General features: G+C 42.0%; 18 protein-coding genes. 15 read left to right on the top strand and 3 right to left on the bottom strand.

Going from position 1 to position 20,808, the window contains the following annotated elements; translation table 11 throughout:
* Window positions 1–111 precede the first annotated feature (111 nt).
* Together V1500_RS19895 and V1500_RS19890 are read left to right on the top strand one after the other, a co-directional pair.
* Complete coding sequence (locus V1500_RS19895; protein WP_409301975.1) at window positions 112–3,561, top strand: DUF5057 domain-containing protein; 3,450 nt, start codon at window positions 112–114, stop codon at window positions 3,559–3,561.
* Between the two features lie 66 nt (window positions 3,562–3,627).
* Window positions 3,628–4,533, top strand: a complete 906-nt coding sequence (locus tag V1500_RS19890) for an ankyrin repeat domain-containing protein (RefSeq protein WP_409301974.1) — start codon at window positions 3,628–3,630, stop codon at window positions 4,531–4,533.
* Between the two features lie 62 nt (window positions 4,534–4,595).
* Here the strand turns inward: V1500_RS19890 and V1500_RS19885 are convergent, their stop codons facing one another.
* From V1500_RS19885 to V1500_RS19875, 3 genes are read right to left on the bottom strand one after another with little or no spacing between them, the layout of a single operon-like run.
* Complete coding sequence (locus V1500_RS19885) at window positions 4,596–6,236, bottom strand: hypothetical protein (protein ID WP_409301972.1); 1,641 nt, start codon at window positions 6,234–6,236, stop codon at window positions 4,596–4,598.
* A 12-nt stretch (window positions 6,237–6,248) separates the two neighbouring features.
* Window positions 6,249–6,863, bottom strand: a complete 615-nt coding sequence (locus V1500_RS19880; RefSeq protein WP_409301970.1) for a type II secretion system protein J — start codon at window positions 6,861–6,863, stop codon at window positions 6,249–6,251.
* On the bottom strand, window positions 6,860–7,345 hold the full coding sequence (locus tag V1500_RS19875; RefSeq protein WP_409301968.1) for a type II secretion system protein: 486 nt from the start codon (window positions 7,343–7,345) through the stop codon (window positions 6,860–6,862). Before V1500_RS19875 ends, V1500_RS19880 begins: the two co-directional genes overlap by 4 nt.
* A 126-nt stretch (window positions 7,346–7,471) precedes the next feature.
* Here V1500_RS19875 and V1500_RS19870 point away from each other — a divergent pair, with 126 nt between their 5' ends.
* The 13 genes from V1500_RS19870 (at window position 7,472) to V1500_RS19810 (ending at window position 20,766) form a co-directional block, all read left to right on the top strand.
* Window positions 7,472–9,250: a hypothetical protein gene (locus V1500_RS19870; RefSeq protein WP_409301966.1), complete on the top strand. Its 1,779-nt coding sequence runs from the start codon at window positions 7,472–7,474 to the stop codon at window positions 9,248–9,250.
* Window positions 9,251–9,282: 32 nt separating this feature from the next.
* Window positions 9,283–9,993 carry a PRC-barrel domain-containing protein gene (locus V1500_RS19865; protein WP_409301964.1) on the top strand — a complete coding sequence of 237 codons (711 nt, stop codon included), beginning with the start codon at window positions 9,283–9,285 and terminating at the stop codon, window positions 9,991–9,993.
* 17 nt (window positions 9,994–10,010) lie between these two features.
* A complete protein-coding gene (locus tag V1500_RS19860) occupies window positions 10,011–11,396 on the top strand; it encodes a hypothetical protein (protein WP_409301962.1) in 1,386 nt (461 codons plus the stop codon).
* Window positions 11,397–11,413: 17 nt separating this feature from the next.
* Window positions 11,414–13,078 carry a GspE/PulE family protein gene (locus V1500_RS19855; protein WP_409301961.1) on the top strand — a complete coding sequence of 555 codons (1,665 nt, stop codon included), beginning with the start codon at window positions 11,414–11,416 and terminating at the stop codon, window positions 13,076–13,078.
* Window positions 13,079–13,088: 10 nt separating this feature from the next.
* Window positions 13,089–14,138 (top strand): type IV pilus twitching motility protein PilT, encoded by a 1,050-nt coding sequence (locus V1500_RS19850; protein WP_409301959.1) that lies wholly within the window; start codon window positions 13,089–13,091, stop codon window positions 14,136–14,138.
* The gene (locus V1500_RS19845; protein WP_409301958.1) at window positions 14,131–15,345 is read left to right on the top strand and encodes a type II secretion system F family protein; all 1,215 of its coding nucleotides are present in this window, start codon (window positions 14,131–14,133) and stop codon (window positions 15,343–15,345) included. The genes V1500_RS19850 and V1500_RS19845 overlap by 8 nt, the downstream gene beginning before the upstream one ends.
* A 114-nt stretch (window positions 15,346–15,459) precedes the next feature.
* Window positions 15,460–15,933, top strand: coding sequence for a type II secretion system protein (locus tag V1500_RS19840; RefSeq protein WP_409301956.1), 474 nt, complete (start codon window positions 15,460–15,462; stop codon window positions 15,931–15,933).
* A 2-nt stretch (window positions 15,934–15,935) separates the two neighbouring features.
* Entirely contained in the window at window positions 15,936–16,691 is a 756-nt protein-coding gene (locus V1500_RS19835; protein ID WP_409301955.1) for a prepilin peptidase, read from the top strand.
* A gap of 22 nt (window positions 16,692–16,713) precedes the next feature.
* Entirely contained in the window at window positions 16,714–17,709 is a 996-nt protein-coding gene (pilM, locus tag V1500_RS19830; protein ID WP_409301953.1) for a type IV pilus biogenesis protein PilM, read from the top strand.
* The gene (locus V1500_RS19825) at window positions 17,706–18,365 is read left to right on the top strand and encodes a PilN domain-containing protein (RefSeq protein ID WP_409301951.1); all 660 of its coding nucleotides are present in this window, start codon (window positions 17,706–17,708) and stop codon (window positions 18,363–18,365) included. The genes pilM and V1500_RS19825 overlap by 4 nt, the downstream gene beginning before the upstream one ends.
* Window positions 18,362–19,183 carry a GspMb/PilO family protein gene (locus V1500_RS19820; RefSeq protein WP_409301949.1) on the top strand — a complete coding sequence of 274 codons (822 nt, stop codon included), beginning with the start codon at window positions 18,362–18,364 and terminating at the stop codon, window positions 19,181–19,183. Before V1500_RS19825 ends, V1500_RS19820 begins: the two co-directional genes overlap by 4 nt.
* Before the next feature lie 29 nt (window positions 19,184–19,212).
* Window positions 19,213–19,659 carry a type II secretion system protein gene (locus V1500_RS19815; RefSeq protein ID WP_409301947.1) on the top strand — a complete coding sequence of 149 codons (447 nt, stop codon included), beginning with the start codon at window positions 19,213–19,215 and terminating at the stop codon, window positions 19,657–19,659.
* Window positions 19,660–19,767: 108 nt separating this feature from the next.
* Window positions 19,768–20,766 carry a hypothetical protein gene (locus V1500_RS19810; protein WP_409301945.1) on the top strand — a complete coding sequence of 333 codons (999 nt, stop codon included), beginning with the start codon at window positions 19,768–19,770 and terminating at the stop codon, window positions 20,764–20,766.
* Window positions 20,767–20,808: the final 42 nt, after the last annotated feature.

Raw genomic sequence — 20,808 nt, 5'->3', positions numbered from 1 at the left:
ACATGCTTTTACAATTCTCTATGGCTTTCGGGAATTCATTGATATTATAATAGGAGGAAAGACTTATGAATTTTTATAGATAATGGAAAAACTGTCGATTGAGGTGCGGCTATGAAGAAAATAAAACATATTTTTGTAGCTTTTATTATACTATGTTCTGTAATATTCCAGCTTCATCCTGACCCGGCCGATGCAGGATACGGCAATGAACTCCCGGATTTTTCTCCCAAATACAAGATTTTGGAGATTATAGATGTCGGGAACGTATCAAAGCTGAGGGGAATTTTGGACCGGGATGACAGCTATGAAATAACTACAATGACGATGAAAAAGTTTGTTGCGATGCGGGAGGAACTGGATGGCCAATACGACCTCATTGCAATCATGGAAGGCAACTATAATCCGGAGAAGCTGAATACTAAAGACAAGACTCTAAGTGAAAGAAGCACCGCTCACAATACAACAGGAAAAATGAATGATATCACTGTGTTAAAGGCAAATGAAATTATTGATCAATTCATTAATAAAGACCAGCCTGTAATTCTTGATAGGGCTACATTTGAAACAGGTACAATATTATATAATAAATTTCGCCCTTTTTTGAATGATCCAAGAACGAATATTATAGAGTACAACTCGCACGGCGATAATAAAGAGCAGGACTTGATATCTCATTTGAAAGACTATTTCAAAAGCAAAAATTATAAAGAAAGGCCAAGGTTCACTATTAACAGCAAACCTGGAGATCGTCAATATGGGCCGGGTGATACCTTGAATTTTGAAATGAATGTTCTGAAGCCTGGTGATGTTTCATCGAGGGATTTGGAAGCAAGGCTATACATAGATTCGGATTTCAACGACAGATACGATCCAGAGGAAATAGTGATTGAGAGAAGAGTTACATCCAAAACGGTCACATTATCATACCAGCTCCCATCAGGTTATTCTGGAGTAAGGTATTGGAAGCTGGAACTGCTGGATAAAGGCTTGAACCTGAAAGACAGCAGCAAGGGAATGATTTATTTTAAGGACCAGCCCGTTAATATTAATGTGCTACAAGTGACCAAAAATAATAGTGACAATAGCGCTTTAACGAATGAAAATAATATGCAAAAAAGTTTCCTTAACAGATCTGGAGAATATAATATTCATATAGATGTTACGGATATCAATACATTTAACCAAACGATTCATACGAATATTAACGGTAAGTATGATATGGTCATTTTCGGATTCGCTGATGTTTATAATGATGCAAATTTGGGCAACAACGCAGTCAATTCCTTAAAAACATATATAAAATCGGGACAAAGCATTATGTTTACCCATGACACGATATACAAGGAAGCGAGTTACAGTAACAACTGGGTAACTTATTTTAAGGCAGCATCCGGACAGATTGACCCGATGACGAATTTGGGGCTGAACGCTCCTAATATATCCAGGAATACAGTTAAAGTTAATAGTGGATTAATGACGAATTATCCTTTTAATTTGGACACTAATATAATGATAGCTCCTACACACAATCAGTATTATACTTTAGACCTGGAAGATAAGGATGTAATCCCCTGGTATAATATCATTGGCAGTAACCGTGATCAAAATGACAGCTGGAACCACTATTATACATATTCCAAGGGCAATATTACTTATTCAGGGAGCGGGCACACCAGCACTGGATTTCCGCAATCAGAGCAGAAGCTTTTTGTAAATACGATGTATCGCGCCTTCCTTGGCTCTAATCACGCCCCTGCGATCACTGTGCTTTCTCCGAAAGAGGGAGATGTGATTCCGTCGAATCAGAATATTGAATTATCCTATAAAGTGGATGATTTTGATTTGAAGGATAAGAAGTTTTCTACACAGGTGTACTTAAACGGTACACAGGTTATGTCGAAAGAGGGAGTCCCAAACGGTTCCACTATTGTTACATCCATTGATCACAAGCTTCCGGAGGGCGGTAATGCCAAGGTCAAAATTGTGGCTGTTGACAGCCGCGGGGCACGAGCTGAAAAAGAATTGTCTATAGCGGTAGAAAAGCTACAAACGAATCTCGATGTATCACGGGAAGTACTGACAGCATCACCGATAAAAGTAAATGATACAATTTCCATTAAGTATACAATCACGCCTAGAGTTTTGAGCGGCAAGGCAGTTGAAGGCATAATAGGTAATGAAATCCGTCTTTCCAGCTTAGAATTTACAGAAGCATTTCCTCAAGGAATCGAGGTCCTTAATAGCAGAGATCAAACAGGGAGCCTCGTAAACGGCCTATATAAGAAGAACTTGCCTGATATTGTCTATAGAAAAACGGATAATGAATTCAGGGCTGATCCTGTTACTTTCACAGTAAATATAAAAGCAACGGAAAAGAAAAGCTATGTACTTAATAATTCAAAGCTAAGATATAACAATGTATTAGATCAACCTGAATTTGTTGAGTTTAATCCTTTGACAATATTGGCGGAAGTGCCACTAACCGGCATAGAATTCCCAACTGATTTTGTGTTGAACCGTGGAATATCAAAGAATTTCAGTCTGAATTTAACGACTGTCCCGTCTGATGCAAGCATTAAGGAAGTGCGATGGGAAGAGGACAGTGGAGGAGAAATACTTAACCTTAATCCAGAAACTGGATTTGCTGAGGTATTGAAACATGGGACAACAAAAGTAAAGGTCACCGTTACTGATGTATTTGGGCATTCAGTAGAGAAAACGGCAAATGTGACAGTAAGAATACCTGTTGAGAGCTTTACTGTGCACGACTTAACATTGAATGTCGGCGATACTGCAGAACTTCCTATTTCAGATTTAAGGCCTGAGGACTCTAGAAACAGTCTTGAAGTAAGTATATCTGATCCTTTACTTGCGTCCATTAATAAGGGTGAGTTTACGATCACCGGGCTTACACAGGGTACAGCACAGCTTATCGTGGCAGGAATAAATGCCACCGGGGAAAGGATAGAGAAAAGAGCTAACATTACTATTCAAAACGTACCAATCAGCAGGATATCGGTTACTCCTGATAACATAAGAATTGATAAGAATGCTGAATTTAGTAATTTTCATGTTGAAATATTTCCAAGTAATGCAACAAACAAACATGTCAGCTGGGCGTCAGATAACTCTAATATTGTAAGAGTCATAGAAAATGGAAGGATCCAAGGTGTTTCGACTGGGGCTGCGACCATACAGGTTGCTGCCAATGATGGAAGCGGAGCTAAGGCGGAAGTGACTGTTCAAGTTGGGCAGCCTCTGCTAGGCATCTCTGTTAATCCTTCTGCCATCGAAATAGAAAAAGGAAATACAGATTCTATACTGAAATATGTATCAAATGTGCCAGCGGATGCAACCAACAGGACAGAACTGACATTTGCAACAAATAATGACTACTATGTATCTATAGATAAAAATGGAATCATTTCCGCAAACAGGCTTGGTGAGCAGGTTATTGCCATTGTCGCAAAGGATGATATAGGAGCTACATTTACTGCAGCTTTAAAGGTAAAAGTAGTAGAACCCGGTTCTATAGGCAAAAGCGGCTCTTCCAAGTATTAATCATAATGAAGCCATAACATTTGTTATGGCTTCTTTTTCAAAAAAGCATAATTGGAAAGGAAATTTATGAAACGTAAAAACATTTTAACGATCTTAGTCATAGCTATAATAGTCGCTGGTGCTGCAGCATCGTTCTTTCTCATAGATGCAAAATCCTCTTCGTCCAAAGAAGACGAGCAGGGATTGGTCAAAGCCATACAGTCTGGAGACATGGCATACGTTGAAGAGTATATAAGCGACGATCAAGATCTGAATTTTGAAACCGAGGACCACGTGACACCTCTAGACTTTGCATTACAGTATCAGCAATTTAAGATAGCCGGGATGCTAATCAACAAAGGTGCGGTCTTCAGTAAACACGATCCTTCTCCATTCTTGGTGAGATTGGCTTATTCCCTAAATGCTTCCCAGCAACAGGATATAAACATCAATGACTCTAAACAAAAAATGATTGAATCAGCAGTGGAGCGTCACAAAAGCAGCTTGCACAAAACAAACGGGGATGGGAATACAGCCTTGCATATTGCAGCTTTGAAGGGTGACACCAAATTTGTTGATATATTGCTAGATAAAGGACTTTCACCGTCTAAGAAAAATAAGTTTGGAGAGACTTCTGCAAATATTGCTGTCCATGAAGGACATACTGACATAGCGCTTGCATTAATAAAGCAAGATCGCAAGACAGGGGAAATTGCTGATGCGGAGGGAGATACGCTTCTTTTGACAGCCGTACGAAACAATCGTCCTGAATTGATCATCAAGCTTTTTCCCTATGTAAAGGGAACATTGAACCATCAGAATCAAAGAGGGAAAACCGCCTTAATGTATGCAGGTGAGGAGGGGCTCACCGAAATTGTACAATTCCTGCTGCAAAACGGTGCAGATAAAAAGATAAGAAGCAAAGAGAATATGACCGCATATGATTATGCTCTGAAATGGAAGCATGAAGCTGCCATGAAGCTTCTTAAGTAAAAGGAAACTGAAAAATTACAAAGCAGGCTGCATAAAAGTTGCAGCCTGCTTTTTTCATATTATTATTCTTCGTTTATCTCTAAACGCTCAGGTATTACCTCGAGTCCAGATGCTTTTGGAAGTCCCTGGAGCTGGTTTAAAAACAGTCGATTGTCGTTCTTTACCGTCAGCCTGGAGGCGTCAATGTGTTCATCAGCAGTAAATCGTAAATCGGTACTTGCATCAGATGCGTTCCCTCGATAACTATTAATGTTCAAATCCTCATAAGAAAAAATTCCGCCATTTACAGAAAGCAATGACCCGACAGCATACACTTCCGCTTTAGAATCTGTATAAAGATAACCTTGGATATTTGTTTTCTCTGTCTTTGCATCTTTAAATTTGTTTACAATGGCTATATCCAATTGTCCCTGAGTCATCAATATTAAAGTACCGTTAGTGTCGCCGCAATTCCTCTTGTAGCATGTAATGTTTACACTATTGAGGTCGGTATCCCCAAGTGCATATATTACGGAACTGAACCCAAGATCACCTTTTACCGTCAAATCACCGGTAATCAGTATATTTCCTTTCACATCCATATGGCTATTTCCGCTGCTCTCCAGGCGGGCATTTCCGTTAACGATGAGCCATTGATCGTCTCGGAGCTCCAGGTCATGGGTATCTATATTCGCATCTCCCTGGTACAACAAAGCTTTCTCGTCATGCTGACTGATGTTATGGAAGTTTTTAATAACCGCTACATTTATATTACTCGCAGTAATATTTTGTATTTCGGTTATCAAGTGATTCTTTTTTAAACGACTATATTCTTCTTTTCCCAGTCCCGTTCCATCAGGAAAATAAGGAATGTTAAGCCCTAGGCCATTTAACTTTTCCAAAAAAGTCTGCAGGATGTCCACATCAATGAAATTGGGTTTGTCACCAACATGCATGGACGGATTGCCATCACTAAATGCATCATTTAACTGCGAGGAGTTAATTGGTTTCCATGTATAATCCTTTTTGGCAAAGGAATCATCATAGCAGGCGAGCTCGGAACTGCATAAAGAAACCGTTTGGCTGTCCACGAATACTTCAACTTCATTTTTCGCAACCGGGAGCTGTGTTTTTACCAATTTATTGTTTTCGTTATATATGTATTGGGCCTCATTACTGATATTCAAGGATTCACTCGCGTAAATATTTCCATCAATGGATGCAGAGCCATTTAGAGTTAAGGCTGCACGTGAACCCACAGCATATTTTAAGAAGCTGGGCATTGCTGTTACATATACATTTTGCTTATACGGCCCGGCTGTAATTGCAAATACTCGGGTATAATCAAGGACAGGGTTAATAAAGCCGGCAAATTCACTTTCCGTAATATCGCTTATTGTGAACCTCGTGTTGCCAGCATCGGCAACTGCTTGCTGTTTGTCATTCTGATCATTAATAAAAGAAGCTAGAGTAGTCTTGTAAGTTAAAATATCTTTTTTAACCAAATCTGCCCCTTTAGCGGCAATATAGCCTTCGATAATCCCCAAGCCTTCTTTCATCGCCTTAAGATCATCCAGGTTTTCTACGATATTGGTTTCTCTGGATTCCGTTCTTTTTGCCCCATTGATGCTAGCTGCCATTACGGCAAGGCCCAGGGTCATGAAGATCATAAAAACCAGCAGCACAGTTATCAAAGTTGATCCTTTTTCATTATTTTTCAGCATCGCTGTCTCCCCTTAGAAACCAAATGAACTTTCCAGCACCAGAGGCTTTGTCCTGATGAGCGAACCCCTTGTACTTTTATTATCTTCCAATACCAAATTGAGGTGTATGGTTCCTGAAGTACAGTTGTCTGTCCCGTTCTTCTTCGTACATTTGCTGTCTGGATCTATGGATATCTCAGTGAACCTTGCAACTCCGTCTACGTCTGCGGTCGTAAAATTGGAGGATAAGCTGTCCAATACCACCTTGCCATCTTCCTTGTCCGCATGTTCTATGATGAATTGATTATCTTCGAAATAGATTTTGATGATGGCGGGCGGCTGCTCAGAATCAATGATCAAATAACGGTTCACTTCTTTTGTGCCAGCCCGTATAAGCGCGATGCCTTGCTTATCCCCAGACAACGGCTGAACACTTGTGGGGTCATTTGTATATAATTCATTAAGGATCATGGTGGCAATATAGTCGGCATCATCCCTTAATTGCCCTTCAATCTGGATCTTTTGGTATAGATTAAGCCCTGTAATGAACAAGGAATAAATGACACCTGACACAATTGCACCAATCACCAGAGTCAATAGGACCTCTATCAAAGTCATTCCGCGGTTGGAGGACAGGAGCTTTTTCATTCTTTCAATATCCCCCTTACTGTCGTTTCGTTATCATTCCAGGTTACTGTCACTGTAACGGGGATCAGCCTGTTTGATAGTCCATTTTCAGACGTTTCATATTTATGTAAAATCACCGTCGCTTCATAGTCCACATTATTTACCTTTGATTGAAAAATACTTTGACAGCTTCCTGTGAATATTGTCTTATTTGAATGCTTGTCCATGCAATTGCTTCGGGAAATTGCCACAGATTCCAGGGGTGTTGATTCTGGGAAGTAGGCATCTTTTATAGCCAAGAAATCCTGATGTTCTATGTAATTCAACACATTGCGCGCAACATTGATACCGACCGTCTTACTCTCATTTTTCTTGGTAAAATCGTAGGATTGCGCCAAGAAATTCATAACTGAGGCTGCGATAATCCCGAGAATGGATATCGATACCAGGACTTCTATTAAAGTGAAGCCTCTATGATCATTTAAAAAAATAGAACTTTTCACCTATTCCCCTTCTTTCAAAAACTATATATTTATTATACAATACTTTATATCTAAATTTTGTAGAAAATAGGTATATTTTCACGAATCAAATCATATTAACAAGTTTGGTAGAAATGGGGAAAAACGTTGGTAAACTTGATTTTTATGTTTTTATCACTAGCGGTTTTAATTCCAGTGCTTTTTATTTTGCCCCTTGGACTAACGCATAAAGGCAAGCTTATGCTGACTGGATCAGCTTTTTTCATCGCTATTTTAGGATTGCTTGCAAACCTTTCCATGGGAATTTGGCAGGTTTTTCTAGTGTTATTACTTTTGGTGCTTGCTGTAACATATCTTCTTGGAGAGAAGGCATCAAATATTTTGGCCTTATCTGATACTACTGGTAAAAATGTCACGGATTTTGAAATTTATGAGGCTTACGACTCGGATGCTGTCGTATTATCTGAACAAAAAACTTCCTATAGGGGAGAAGGGGATATATTCGAGCATAGCAGCATGCCTATTGCCGACAGCGACGAACTGCGGGCGCAAGAATCTGAAATTGAGCCATTGAAAGACGAAACTGCTGATAATAGTGAATCTGTTATGGAATTACAGGCTATTGACAACCTGCAAGAAAAGGAAGATCTCGGGACGGACACTGCTGATCATCATAAAGAACCCAAAAGCAGTGCTACAGAAGACACTTTATTTCTTGAAGAGATTGAAATCGAGCCATCTAAAGACGAAACTGCTGATGATAGTGAATCTACAATGGAAATAGGGGATGTTGAAATCCTTCAAGAAAAGAATGAGCTTGGGATTGATGAGTCTCCTGATGCACAGCCAGAATCCGAAAGTGATACAGAAGAAATGTCATTCCTTGAAGAGATTGAAATCGACCTGATAGAAGAAACATCAATACTTGAAGAAATCAATCGAAAAGAAGGGACCGTGACTACATCCAGCGATCATGCAAGCAGCGAAAATCACTATTTGTCTGAATTAGAAGAATGGTTGAATAGTGATGCAATTGACTTCCCAGACGTATCAATTTCACATAGATCTTCATCCGAGCTTGACGAAGATATGCTAGAAGATACTGTTTCGGCCGCAGTAGAGGACATACATATGGACAAAACGCAAATTTTGTCTGAATTTACTGCCAAAGAGGATGGTTCGCTGGCAGAAGAGGTAGAGAAAAACAATCAGGATACACAGGAAACGGAAGAAGCTTTCTCCGAAGACGAGTTATTGACCAGTATTTTATTTGATATAGACGCAGTAGAAGGCGAAAGCACCCAGCAAAAAGAGGCTGATGATAAGGAACTACAATCGTTGTCTGAATTAGACGTTCAGGAAGCTGTCGAGCCGGAAGAGCAGCCTTTATCAGTAGATGTATTAGAAAGCGGTATAGCATTAGGAGAAGGACCTGATATCCATAATTTGGATCATGCAAAAATCTCTGACTCATCCGATATATTAGCTGAACAGGAGCTGCCATCTATATCCGAAGAGGAAAAAGCTGAATTATTTGGGGAAGAAAAGATAAATACTTCCGAACAGTTTGCAGCAGCTGCGAACGATGGAGAAACAGAAGACTTCCTGGAAGAAACCATAGCTCATGAAACGCGGCCTTCCTTAAATAAGGAAATTTTAAATACGATGCTTGCACAAATTGAAATGGCTAAAAACAGCCTGGATGATGACCAGTATGAGGCCCTGGTCCAGGAATACCGGAATCCAGATCTATCACCGGAAGACTATTTCATTTTCTCGAATTTGCTAATTAATCATTATGTAAGCACTCATAATATAGATAAGCTGGAATCGCTATTGCAGGAGCTAAAGATCGCCTATTGTGATTACCCTGTCGTTACAGGGCAGCTGCAATATATTTCAGAGCTGTATGCAGCCAGAATCTAATTCTTAAAAACAAAACAGGACAGGTGAAAATTATGAAAAAAAGCATAGAAATACTAGGTTTGCCCATTATCAGTATCTCAGAGGGAGAAGAAATAGGTTCTGTAAAAAGCCTAGTGATCAATCCGGAAAAAGGTTCCATCGATTTTTTGACAATAGAGCATGAGGATTTCCAGGTAAGCGTGAAGGCAATCCCTTTTAAAAAAGTAATTGGGATCGGAGAGTATGCCGTAACCATCGAAAGCAGGAATTCCGTTATTGATTTAAATGAAATTCCGATCGCCAACCAGCTCGTCAACAAAAAAATCAAGATTACAGATTCTAAGGTCATGACGCGTAAAGGCCAGCTTTTAGGTGCTGTTACAGAATTTTTTGCTGACGAGGATAACGGCAATGTCATAGGCATGCAGGTAAAACTAAAGGAAAAAGAAATCATCCTGTCGACCGAAAATGTGCTTACTTATGGAAAAGATATATTGATCGTGAAAGAAGAAGCTTCAGCTAATTTCCTGGAAAGGCCGGAACAGCTGATCATGCAGGATAATGACGAGACTTTAGAGCAACAAAAATTAAGGGAGAAGCAGATAGAACTGCTGGAAGGCAAAACAGTGCTTAAAGATATATATCGCCAAAATGGAGAATTGCTGATTGCGAACGGCACGGTTTTGACTAAAGAAGAGATCGCGAGAGCCCAGGAGGAGGGGCCAAGCGTCCTTGTCGGTCTTTCCATGAATGTTGAAGCGTAAGGAAAGGGGGAACATTTGTGAGAAATCAGCAACTGATAAAAATATTTCTCATATTAATTTTATCGACTGCCTATATATTTAGTTTCTCACAGTTTGGGGCCCTTGCTTACAATAATATATTTGGCAAAGATGATGTCTACGGACCTTCCACTTTGGTCGGCAATGTCGACCTGTCGGGATTGACACCGGAGGATGCGGCCCTTCTTTTTGAAGAAAGTACGGACAAATGGAAAAAGGAAACCAACATCCAATTGGCTTATAAAGAAAAGGTGTACCAGGTGGACCCAAGTGCATTCATATTCCATGCTGATGAAACAATGAATTCAATAATCAACAAACAGAAAAATGCAGCATCTGTTACACTTTCCGAAGATAAACTGACAGAAATGATCCTTGATACATCACTGTCTTTATCTTCGGCAGAAGTGGACAAGGATAATTTATTAGCCGATATGATTGCTCAGGCTGCGACGCTGGATCCGTCTGAATCCGTTTTCCATCTAGAAAATTACATATCAGGAAGCCAGTCAAAAGCTTTGGATTTGTCTAGTGCAGAAGTGGTGCTTGGAAGTGAAGAAAAAGAAATCAAAAATTTCGTAAAGAGTATCAGCAGCCTTGATATTTCTGCAAAATCTCAGTTTTCTTTGCTTGATTCAATCGGAAAGGGCCAAAAATTCAGCTCACCAGCTGCCAGCAAAGTTGCAACTGCCATATATGGGGCAATACTGCCTACTAATTTTTCCATCATAGAAAGGCATATCAGCCGGGAGCTTCCTGAATACAGCAAAATAGGCTTTGAAGCGTATCTTAACCCTGATAAACACATGGACTTTGTTTTCTTCAATGGTAACGATGTGAATTATAAGCTGATTATATCTATCGAAAAAGGTGTATTGAAGGTTACATTGAATGGCCAGCCTTTCTTGAATAAATATGCGATAAATCTGAAAGATCAAAAGGAATTCAAACAAAGAACAATCAAACAATATGACCCTAAGCTGCCAATTGGGATGACAGAGACAGCAAGGGTCGGCAAAGCTGGAATGATTGTAAAGGTATATCGCGATACAAGAGATGAAGCCGGCGAATTATTAAAAAGTACACTGGTTTCGGAGGACTTTTATGCTCCTGTCCATAGGATAGAGAAATATTCACTGACCGTTCCTGCTGCGTCTGAACAGGATTCCGACTCAATAGATGAAATATTGGGTTCGGATGATAGTGAACAAACGGAGGAAGCAGACTCTGACACATCTCTACCGGATGTCGCAGAACAGCCAGAGAATCAGATGCAAGAGGAACAAGGAAGCGAAGAGACGGAATCAGATGCCGAAACTTCCAGCCACACATCACCAGCCCCTGACTCGTCTGATAACCAGGCTTCCGACAGTACAGAAAAATAAGATAGAAGAAGGGATTCATGATGCCGCAAACCCGCAAACGTCTTGGGGATTTACTGGTGGAAGCTGGTCTTTTAGCAGAAGATCAGCTTCGTTCTGCATTAGAAGAGAAAAGCAAGGATCAGCGCCTTGGTGATGTCCTGCTTCAAAAAGGATATATAACGGAACAGCAGCTTATTGAAGTGCTGGAATTCCAATTGGGAATCCCGCATGTGAGCCTTTACCGATATCCTTTTGATCCTACTTTGTTCAATCTTGTATCGAAAGAGACTGCAAAGAGAAATCTGCTCATTCCTCTAAAAAAGGACAATGACAAGTTATTTGTCGCAATGGCTGACCCGATGGATTTCTATGCCATCGATGACCTGCGGCTCGCCACAGGCTTCCAGATCGAGACAGCCATTGCTACAAAGGATGAAATTCTCCGGACCATTTCCAGATACTATGATACGGATGATGGCTTCGAGGAGCTGCTTGGGGATAGCGGCGGCACGGAAAACAACGAGGATGAAAGAATAACCGATATTGATTCCCCGGTTGTGCGTCTGGTAAATCAAATCATCGCAAATGCAGTCACCCAGAAGGCAAGCGATATCCATGTAGATCCGCAGGAAACCAAATTGGTCATTCGCTACAGGATCGATGGAGTGCTGCGAACTGAAAGGGTTCTGCCGAAGAATATGCAAAATGTGCTAACAGCCAGAATCAAAATTATGTCTAACATGGATATTACCGAACACAGGATTCCCCAGGATGGTAGAATCAAAATTAATTTGGATTTTCATCCCGTTGACCTCAGGGTTTCTACACTGCCAACAGTATATGGTGAAAAACTGGTGCTGCGTATCCTGGATTTAGCCAGTTCCCTGAATGACATGAATAATCTTGGCTTCAATAAGCTGAACTACCAGCGGTTCCGGCGTATGATCGAGCAGCCTACAGGAATTGTTTTGATCACAGGGCCTACAGGGTCAGGTAAGTCGTCCACTCTATATGCTGCCTTAAATAAGTTAAATAATGAGGAAGTCAATATCATTACCATTGAGGATCCAGTGGAATATCAGCTGGAAGGGATAAACCAGATCCAGGTGAACTCCAATGTAGGAATGACTTTTGCTGCGGGACTTCGTTCCATTTTGCGTCAGGACCCTAACATCATCATGGTCGGGGAGATACGGGATAAGGAAACGGTAGAGGTTGCGATAAGGGCGTCACTTACAGGACATCTTGTTCTAAGCACCATCCATACCAATGATTCAATAGGGACAGTAACCCGCCTGATTGAAATGGGCGTGGAACCATTCCTCGTTGCCTCCGCTCTCAGCGGCGTAGTTGCACAGCGCCTGGTTAGAAGGGTTTGCAGGGACTGTGCCCGCAAAGAGGCGCCAAGTAAAAGAGAAATTGAGATTTTTGCAAAAAGAGGATTGAAGATTGATAGTATCACGAGAGGGGAAGGATGCTCTTCTTGCAATATGACGGGCTACAAAGGGCGGATTGCCCTTCACGAAATCCTTGTTATCAATGATGAAATGCGGCGCCTTATTATGAATGGGGAATCCATGACAGAAATAAAGGAGCTTGCGATCAAGCATAAAACGATTTTTTTAATAGATGATGGACTTTTAAAAGTAAAGCAAGGATTGACAACGACTGAAGAAGTCCTCCGAGTGTCCATTTTGGAATAGAGGTGCACTAGTGAAGGAAAAAATCGATCATTTATTGAGAGCCGGATTCGAGCTGAAAGCTTCAGACATTCACCTAACCGTGGGTGTGCCTCCGATCATGCGCCTCAATGGGGAAATAAAAAAGTACGGAAGAGATCCGCTTAGGCCTGAGGATACTGAAGCGATGGCGCGGGCCATTATACCGGAAGGAATGTGGGACAAATTCAAGGAAAAGGGCGAACTGGACTTTTCCTATGGGATACCAGGAGTTTCAAGGTTTCGGGTCAATACCTATTTCCAGAGATCATGCATCTCGATGGCGGTGCGTGTTGTGCCAACTGCCATTCCTACGCTGGATGACTTACAGATGCCGGATATTTTAAAAAGGATTGCTGAGAAACCCCAGGGGCTGGTTTTGGTTACCGGTCCTACAGGGAGCGGTAAATCTACAACATTGGCAGCTTTGATTCAATATATGAACCATACGATGAGAAAGCATATCATCACGCTCGAGGATCCGATTGAATACTTGCATAAGCACCAGGGGTGTATTATCGATCAGAGAGAAGTTGGGTTTGACACCAATAATTTCGCTAATGGCTTACGGGCAGCGCTCCGACAGGATCCAGATGTCATCCTCGTAGGCGAGATGCGTGACCTTGAGACAATACATACAGCGATTACGGCTGCTGAAACGGGCCACCTGGTCTTGGGGACATTACACACATCGAGTGCGCCGTCCACAATCGACCGAATTATCGACGTTTTCCCGCCGGCACAGCAGCCGCAGATTAGAATCCAGCTGGCTTCTGTTTTGGTTTCAATCGTATCCCAAAGGCTGTTTCCTACAGCTGATAAAAAGGCACGAAAGGCTGCACTGGAGATCCTGATAAATAATCCGGCAGTCGCAAACCTGATCAGGAACGAAAAAATTCATCAAATCATGAATATTATGCAGACTTCGAGGGCACAGGGAATGCAGACATTTGACAGCAGCATCCGAGAGCTTGTCAACTCAGGAGCCATCTCAAAGGAATCGGCATTTACGTTTTTACAGGATAGGGTGGAGACAAATGGCTAGATTTCAATATGCAGGCCGGGACAGGCTAGGGAAAAAAAGCGGGACTGTGACGGCCCAGACGAAGCGGGAAGCGATGCTGAGGCTGAAGGAGGACGGCATTCGTGTCATCGAAATGAATGAAATACCGGAAACGCTTTTGACAAAAGAAATCGTAATCGGCAACCCTGTAAAGCTGCAGCACTTTGTCATTTTTTTGCGTCAATTCTCGACCTTGCTGAATGCTGGTGTAACGGTTGTGGATGCAACAAGGATATTGGGGCAGCAGACGGAGAGCAAATATCTTCGCAAAGCTCTGGAAGGAATAGAGTTAGATTTGCGGGAGGGGAACCCGTTATCCCAGGCGGCGGCCAAACACAAAAAAATCTTTTCCCCGATGTTTATCAACATGATGAAGGCCGGTGAAGCGGGCGGTAATATGGATGAGACGCTCGACCGCCTGGCAGTGCATTATGAAAAACAGCATAATACAAGGCAAAAGATTACTTCTGCCATGGCATATCCGATCGTCGTTGCGTTTATAGCGGTAGCGGTGGTCATTTTCCTTTTGGTATCCGTGGTCCCGACTTTTGTCGATATGTTTGCGGATTTTGGAGGAGAGCTTCCGGCGATTACGCAATTTGTACTGAAGGCAAGCAATTTCATGCAGGGTTCGTGGTACATGATTGTATTGGTATTTGTACTGGCTGCGCTTGCTATCTCGGCTGTAAAGAATAATCGGAAAACCAAATATTATTATGATTATATTTTACTGAGAATACCGATATTCGGCAGCATGCTGCAGAAAGCAGTCCTGGCAAGAATGACCCGGACCCTTAGCTCCCTGTTTTCAAGCTCGGTCCCGATCCTGACGGCTATGACGATTGTAGAAGAGGTTGTCGAAAACGAAGTGATAGGCAAGGTTATACGAAGTTCCCGAAGTTCCCTCGAGACAGGGCGTTCCATTACAGAGCCAATGAAAAAGCACTGGGCATTCCCTCCTTTGGTCACACAGATGATTTCAATAGGGGAAGAAACAGGTTCCCTGGACTCCATGCTAGGAAAAGTAGCCGATTTCTATGAAAAAGAGGTAGAGAACAGCACAGACAGATTAAAGTCTCTTATCGAACCAATGATGATTGTAGTATTAGCGGCGCTGGTCGGTACGATAGTAATCTCCATCATGGTGCCTATGTTTGAGATCTTTAACCAGGTCGGAGATCATGAATAATGGAGATTATAGTCGAAAAGTTCTACAAAATGTTATATATTAAACCGATAAAATTTAGTATTATATTAAATATGTAGGAAAAAAGGATTATTTATCAAACTAGGAGGAAAGTTTATGAATCTTGTAAAAAAACATTTGAAAAACGAACGCGGTTTGACATTGATCGAACTATTGGCGGTTGTTGTCATTTTAGGTATTATTGCGGCCATAGCTATACCAAGTATTGGCGGGCTGATTGATAATTCTAAGAAGGATGCGCATGTTGCGAATGCTCGACAGATGGTTAGTGCTGGTAAACTGGCTATTACTGGTGATCAATCTTTAGCTAAAGGAACACATTACTTACCACTTGGCTACCTGGAAGCACAAAATTATGTTGAGCATATTAAATCACCGGACAAAGGTAGTAATTACTCTAATGGTGGCACCACAGTAGGAACTGCTGCCCCTTCCGGTTCGTATGTCGTTATAGAAAATGGATCCGTAACAACAGTAAAATTAGTGAATACCACTCGTGGAGTGCAGGCAGCTGGGGGAGCAGCGGTAGATATCAATAATCTAGACCGGGATGATGTTTTAAATAATTAGTAATGGTTAATTTCATTTGTCTCGGTATTCTAGGAGTAATTCTAGGCTCTTTCTACAATGTAGTAGGCCTAAGCGTCCCAGCAAAACTATCATTCACAACCCGGCGCTCAGCCTGTCCAAGCTGTAACAAAACTCTTACAGCAATAGAATTAATTCCAATAGTTTCATATATCTTGCAAGGAGGGAAATGCCGCGGCTGCAAAGCGGCCATTTCCCCTCTTTATCCAATAATCGAATTGATGACAGGGCTGCTGTTCGCGCTCTCCTATCATGTTTTTGGCCTTAGCGGCGAATTTTTCGTGTCGCTTGCACTGGTTTCGTTGTTGATGATCATTTTTGTAACAGACATAAAGTATATGCTCATTCCTGATAAAATACTGCTATTCTTTGCGGTTGTTTTTTTGTTTTTGCGTATTTTTTATCCGCTGGCTCCCTGGTGGGACTCCTTGCTTGGTGCAGCCGTGGGCTTTGGGCTGCTGCTGCTGATCGCCATTGTCAGCCGCGGCGGGATGGGCGGCGGAGATATCAAGTTATTTGCAGTACTTGGGTTGGTCCTGGGGACAAAGCACGTATTGCTGGGATTTATGTTTTCTACATTCTACGGTGCCATATTTGGAGTTGCAGGCATGCTGCTTGGCAAGGTCAAGAAGAAGAATCCTATTCCATTTGGCCCGTTTATCGTGTTTGGGGCGTTAACTGCCTACTTTTACGGAGATGTTCTGCTCGATTTGTATTTTAGCACCTGGGTTTTACCATGAATTGAATGAGAGGTATCGGAGCATGGGTTTATCGTTTTTAACAGGCAAAAATAGAGTGGTTAATCTTGTTTTTAAGGACCATGTCATTCGCTATACAGAATTGAAGCAGGCCAATCCTCCTGTCATCAACGCGCATGGCGAATATTACTTGCCGCCGGGCATCATTAAGGATGGCAGAATCATGGATTTTGATACTCTGCAAAGCATACTTGAGCAATGCCTGGACGAATGGAAAATCAATAAAAGGCAGGTCCGCTTTATAGTGCCTGACCCCTTTGTCGTAATCCGGAAAGTGGCCATCCCTAAAGATATAAAAGATGATGAGATAGATGGGTATTTATATATGGAACTTGGGGCAAGCATTCACCTGCCATTCGAAGATCCCACCTTTGATACGGTTATGGCAGGGGAAACAGCGGATAAGAAGGAAATACTTTTATTTGCCGCCCCTGAGGCCATCGTATCCGACTATACCGCACTGCTCCAATCGACAAAACTGGACCCTGTGGCAGCCGATATCTCTCCGTTAGCGATATACCGATTACATCACATATATGACACAACTATAAAAAATGAACAAGCCCTTGTTCTTCAATTTGACCTGCATGCTATGAATGCAAGCATCTTCCTCGATAATATGCCTTTATTCATGCGGCATGTGCCATATCCTGACCAGCAAGAATGGTGGGAAAAGGCCAATACAAGAAGCGGCGGCATCAGTTTAGAGTACACAGGGGACCGGCAGGAATATTTTAGATTGCTCGAAGATTGCTATGTGGAGATTGAAAGGGTATTAAACTTTTATAAATATTCTATAAGCTCTTCACAGGAATCTGTGACGAAGATTTATGTCAATGGAGACCATCCATTTTTATATGAAATCATCAGCCAGATGAAGACCCGTTTTGAAATGCCGATTAGTTATTTGGACACCGATGGATTGAGTACAGCTAAAGGCGACCAATTGCCGGAAGGCTTTTATTTGGCCGCTGGTTTGGGCCTCAAAGGAGTGAGATGATGTTAGTCGAAATTAACTTGCTTCCAAAAAAGGAGCCCAAATCATTCGGATTTATGCTGGTCATGATCGTTATTGCTGCGCTCTCCGCAGCTCTGGCTACAGTGTTCTATATTCAATATAAAGTCCAGACCGAAAACGTTCAGACTTTAGAAGGACAGATAAACTCTACAAAAGAGATAGCGGCGATTGAGCAGCAAAAGATCACTGATTTTGAAAGCTCTAATTCCGCAGTAGAATTGGAAAATATGGTTACATGGGCCAAGGATTATCCAATCGATACTGTCCTTGTTTTGCGCCAGTTAATTTCTCTTCTTCCGGAGCGCGGATTTTTACAAACCTTTACATATAGTGAGGCAGGGAAAATTGGTCTTACGGTGCAATTCGATACATCGACAGAGGCTGCCAATTACCTGAGCCTGCTCAATAATTCAAAGGCAATTAAAAATGCCTCCCTAAAGACCCTTACGGCGTTGGAGGAGAAGATGCAGGAAACAGAGAACCCAAGTGCGGAAATGCAGTTTGCCATGATGATCCAGGAGAAGTTGAATTTTCTTCCCCGATATGTGGGTACTTATGAAATTACTTTTGATAAAGCAGAAATAAAGGACATGGAAAAGGATAAGGACAAAGCTTCTGCGGAGGAGGATGGCCAATGAGCCTCAGGTTAAACAAGAAACAGATTTGGGCTCTTTTAGCGGCATTCCTTTTACTTGCACTGTCCTTCACCGCTTTATATTTCTGGCTTTTGTCTCCTCTTAAAACAGAAGCAGAGCAAAAGGAAACCGAGCTGAAAACGGAACAGAAACTATTACAGGTGCTGGATTCGAAGATTGGCCAGAAATCTGATGACACTATGGTCACAACCGTGGAACTACAGAAGCAATTGCCGGTAAAGCCGATCGTGGAACAGCTTCTTTTGGATATTCAAAAGGCAGAAACCGTCTCCGGCAGCCAGGTAATGAGCATGAGCTTTGCGGAATCGGAAGCTTCGGGGGATTCATTAGCTGCTGAAACTAGTTCAGGCAATACGCAAACTGACAGCGAAAATGGTTCAACGCCTGCCAGCAGCGCGACTGCTGACAGTACAAATTCCGAGGCAGCAGTAACGGAAGATGAGCAGGATGCAAATGAAGAAAACAAGCTGCCGGCAGGCGTCAGCAAGGTCACTGTGAATATGACAGTACAATCACCTACATATTTTGAATTGGAGAGTTTCATTCAATCTCTGGAAGAACAGAGCAGGATTATGAAGGTGGATTCGCTTCAGTTCTCAGGGAGTCCGGAGGTTACGTCCGTTGAACAAAGCTCTGAAAAAATGAGCTATCAGCTGGCTGTTACTGCTTTTTATGCACCCGGTTTGACCGATTTGGTGAAACAAATGCCAAAGATTGATACACCGGAACCCAGCCATAAGCGTTATCCTTTCGGAGATGTGCCTGATTCAGCAGAAAATGCATCAGAAAGTGATAGATAACCATGTAACTGTCAATCTTCTACTGGGAGATGAGAGATATTAAGACTCAAAGAATATCTTCAGAAAGTGGCCTTACTTTAGTAGAGTTGCTCGCTGTCATCGTGATCCTGGGAATCATTGCTGCGATTGCGGTGGTTGCTGGAGGCAGTGTGATACAAAAGTCCAGGACACAGGCGTTTATATCAAATGCATATGCATTCAAAGAATCAGCGGTATATTTTGTAAAGGATAAGGAGCTCCATGGTAATACAGTCCCTGAAAAGATAACCTATTCAGAGCTGCTTGAAGCGGGCTACCTGGAGGAAGTCAAGGACCCCGATACGGGTGAAAGATGGCCCTCAGATAATGGGTCATATATAAAAGTGGAAAATAATAAACCTGCTGCCATATGTTTGATCGGAAAGAAAAGGCAGCTTTGCACAGATGACGGTCCAGTTCCTTTTGGAGGACTATCAGAAGGCGATATTCTTGAGTGAGTAAGAATAATGCCGAAAGCTATTGATAACAAGACGACAAATGTCTTGTTATTTTTTTTGTGTCCTGTGATAGGATGTGGACAACCAAGCCCGAAAGGAGGGTGATGTATGAACAAGCCGGCAAAGCAAAATCAAATTACCATTAAAATAAATGGGAAAGATAATTCCTTTTACGAAGATTCTGCGGAGAAAGAAATCATAGACATCGAGGCTGGTGAGGAAGCGGAGACAGCTGCCACTATTGAAAATCAATTGGAAAGCTTTGATTGGAATTTGCCCGAGGAACAAAATGAGGGCAATGATGGTCATTTTTCGCTTTCTAAAAAGAATACAAGTCCTGTCATTTTTTCTGCATCCGACAAAAGGAAAAGAAAGGCCACAATCATAAAAGCCCCGCTGATTGCTGTTGTGTGCGCCATCCTGCTTGGAACCTGCTTTGGTTATGCCGTCTTAAAGATGGTTACGTCTACAGACCGAAAGGCCGTCCCGGTTGCCGCTCCAGCAGTCGAATCTCGTCCTGTAGCTGCTGCTCCGGAAGTAGTACTGCCTTCGATCAATTCCTTTATGGTTCAGGGAGGGGTCTTTAGCAGTGAACAGGCTGCCAGAAAAGTACAAGAGAAACTGACAGACAGTTCTGTGCCTGTTGAGGTACTTCGGTTAGACAATCGCTTTTATATATTTTTAGGGATGGCTGACAGCCTGGAGAAGGCAAAAAGTCTTGCTGGATATTATAAGTTAAAAAAAGTGGATGCATTCTGGAAGGAAATCACCGTTTCGGGGAAGGGAACTGGTTCAGAAGATGACAAGAAGGTGCTTGGAGACATGCTTGCCCTGTATCAGGAACTCGCGAAAAATTCCGCGGCTCTCCTTTTAGGAACCGAAGCAAAGGCCGAAGTCAAGACTGCTGCTGCAAAAATAAACAGTTTAAAACCAAAAGCCAATTCAGCTCACGCAAAAGAGCTTAATGACATGAGAGGGAACCTGAAGGCTTCTGCAGACCTTATTGAAAAGTATCAGAGTTCCAGCGAGTCAACAATGCTGGAGCTTTCACAGGAGCAGCTGCTGTTTTTCTTGAAAAATTATCAAGCTTTGCTAAGCAAGGAATAAATGCAACATTACACCGGAATCATTTTCCGGGAAATATATCGT

The organism is Peribacillus sedimenti (assembly GCF_046237635.1).
GTDB lineage: Bacteria > Bacillota > Bacilli > Bacillales > DSM-1321 > Peribacillus > Peribacillus sedimenti.
The sequence above is the reverse complement of the archived record's forward strand: the minus strand, read 5'-3'. Positions and strand labels throughout refer to the sequence as shown.

Coding starts and splice junctions, on each gene's coding strand:
- V1500_RS19865 (WP_409301964.1), top strand. CDS start 9,283: ATGAAAAAAAGCATAGAAATACTAGGTTTGCCCATTATCAGTATCTCA.
- pilM (WP_409301953.1), top strand. CDS start 16,714: ATGGGTTTATCGTTTTTAACAGGCAAAAATAGAGTGGTTAATCTTGTT.
- V1500_RS19890 (WP_409301974.1), top strand. CDS start 3,628: ATGAAACGTAAAAACATTTTAACGATCTTAGTCATAGCTATAATAGTC.
- V1500_RS19885 (WP_409301972.1), bottom strand. CDS start 6,236: ATGCTGAAAAATAATGAAAAAGGATCAACTTTGATAACTGTGCTGCTG.
- V1500_RS19815 (WP_409301947.1), top strand. CDS start 19,213: ATGAGAGATATTAAGACTCAAAGAATATCTTCAGAAAGTGGCCTTACT.
- V1500_RS19810 (WP_409301945.1), top strand. CDS start 19,768: ATGAACAAGCCGGCAAAGCAAAATCAAATTACCATTAAAATAAATGGG.
- V1500_RS19880 (WP_409301970.1), bottom strand. CDS start 6,863: ATGAAAAAGCTCCTGTCCTCCAACCGCGGAATGACTTTGATAGAGGTC.
- V1500_RS19855 (WP_409301961.1), top strand. CDS start 11,414: ATGATGCCGCAAACCCGCAAACGTCTTGGGGATTTACTGGTGGAAGCT.
- V1500_RS19845 (WP_409301958.1), top strand. CDS start 14,131: ATGGCTAGATTTCAATATGCAGGCCGGGACAGGCTAGGGAAAAAAAGC.
- V1500_RS19895 (WP_409301975.1), top strand. CDS start 112: ATGAAGAAAATAAAACATATTTTTGTAGCTTTTATTATACTATGTTCT.
- V1500_RS19825 (WP_409301951.1), top strand. CDS start 17,706: ATGATGTTAGTCGAAATTAACTTGCTTCCAAAAAAGGAGCCCAAATCA.
- V1500_RS19840 (WP_409301956.1), top strand. CDS start 15,460: ATGAATCTTGTAAAAAAACATTTGAAAAACGAACGCGGTTTGACATTG.
- V1500_RS19820 (WP_409301949.1), top strand. CDS start 18,362: ATGAGCCTCAGGTTAAACAAGAAACAGATTTGGGCTCTTTTAGCGGCA.
- V1500_RS19835 (WP_409301955.1), top strand. CDS start 15,936: ATGGTTAATTTCATTTGTCTCGGTATTCTAGGAGTAATTCTAGGCTCT.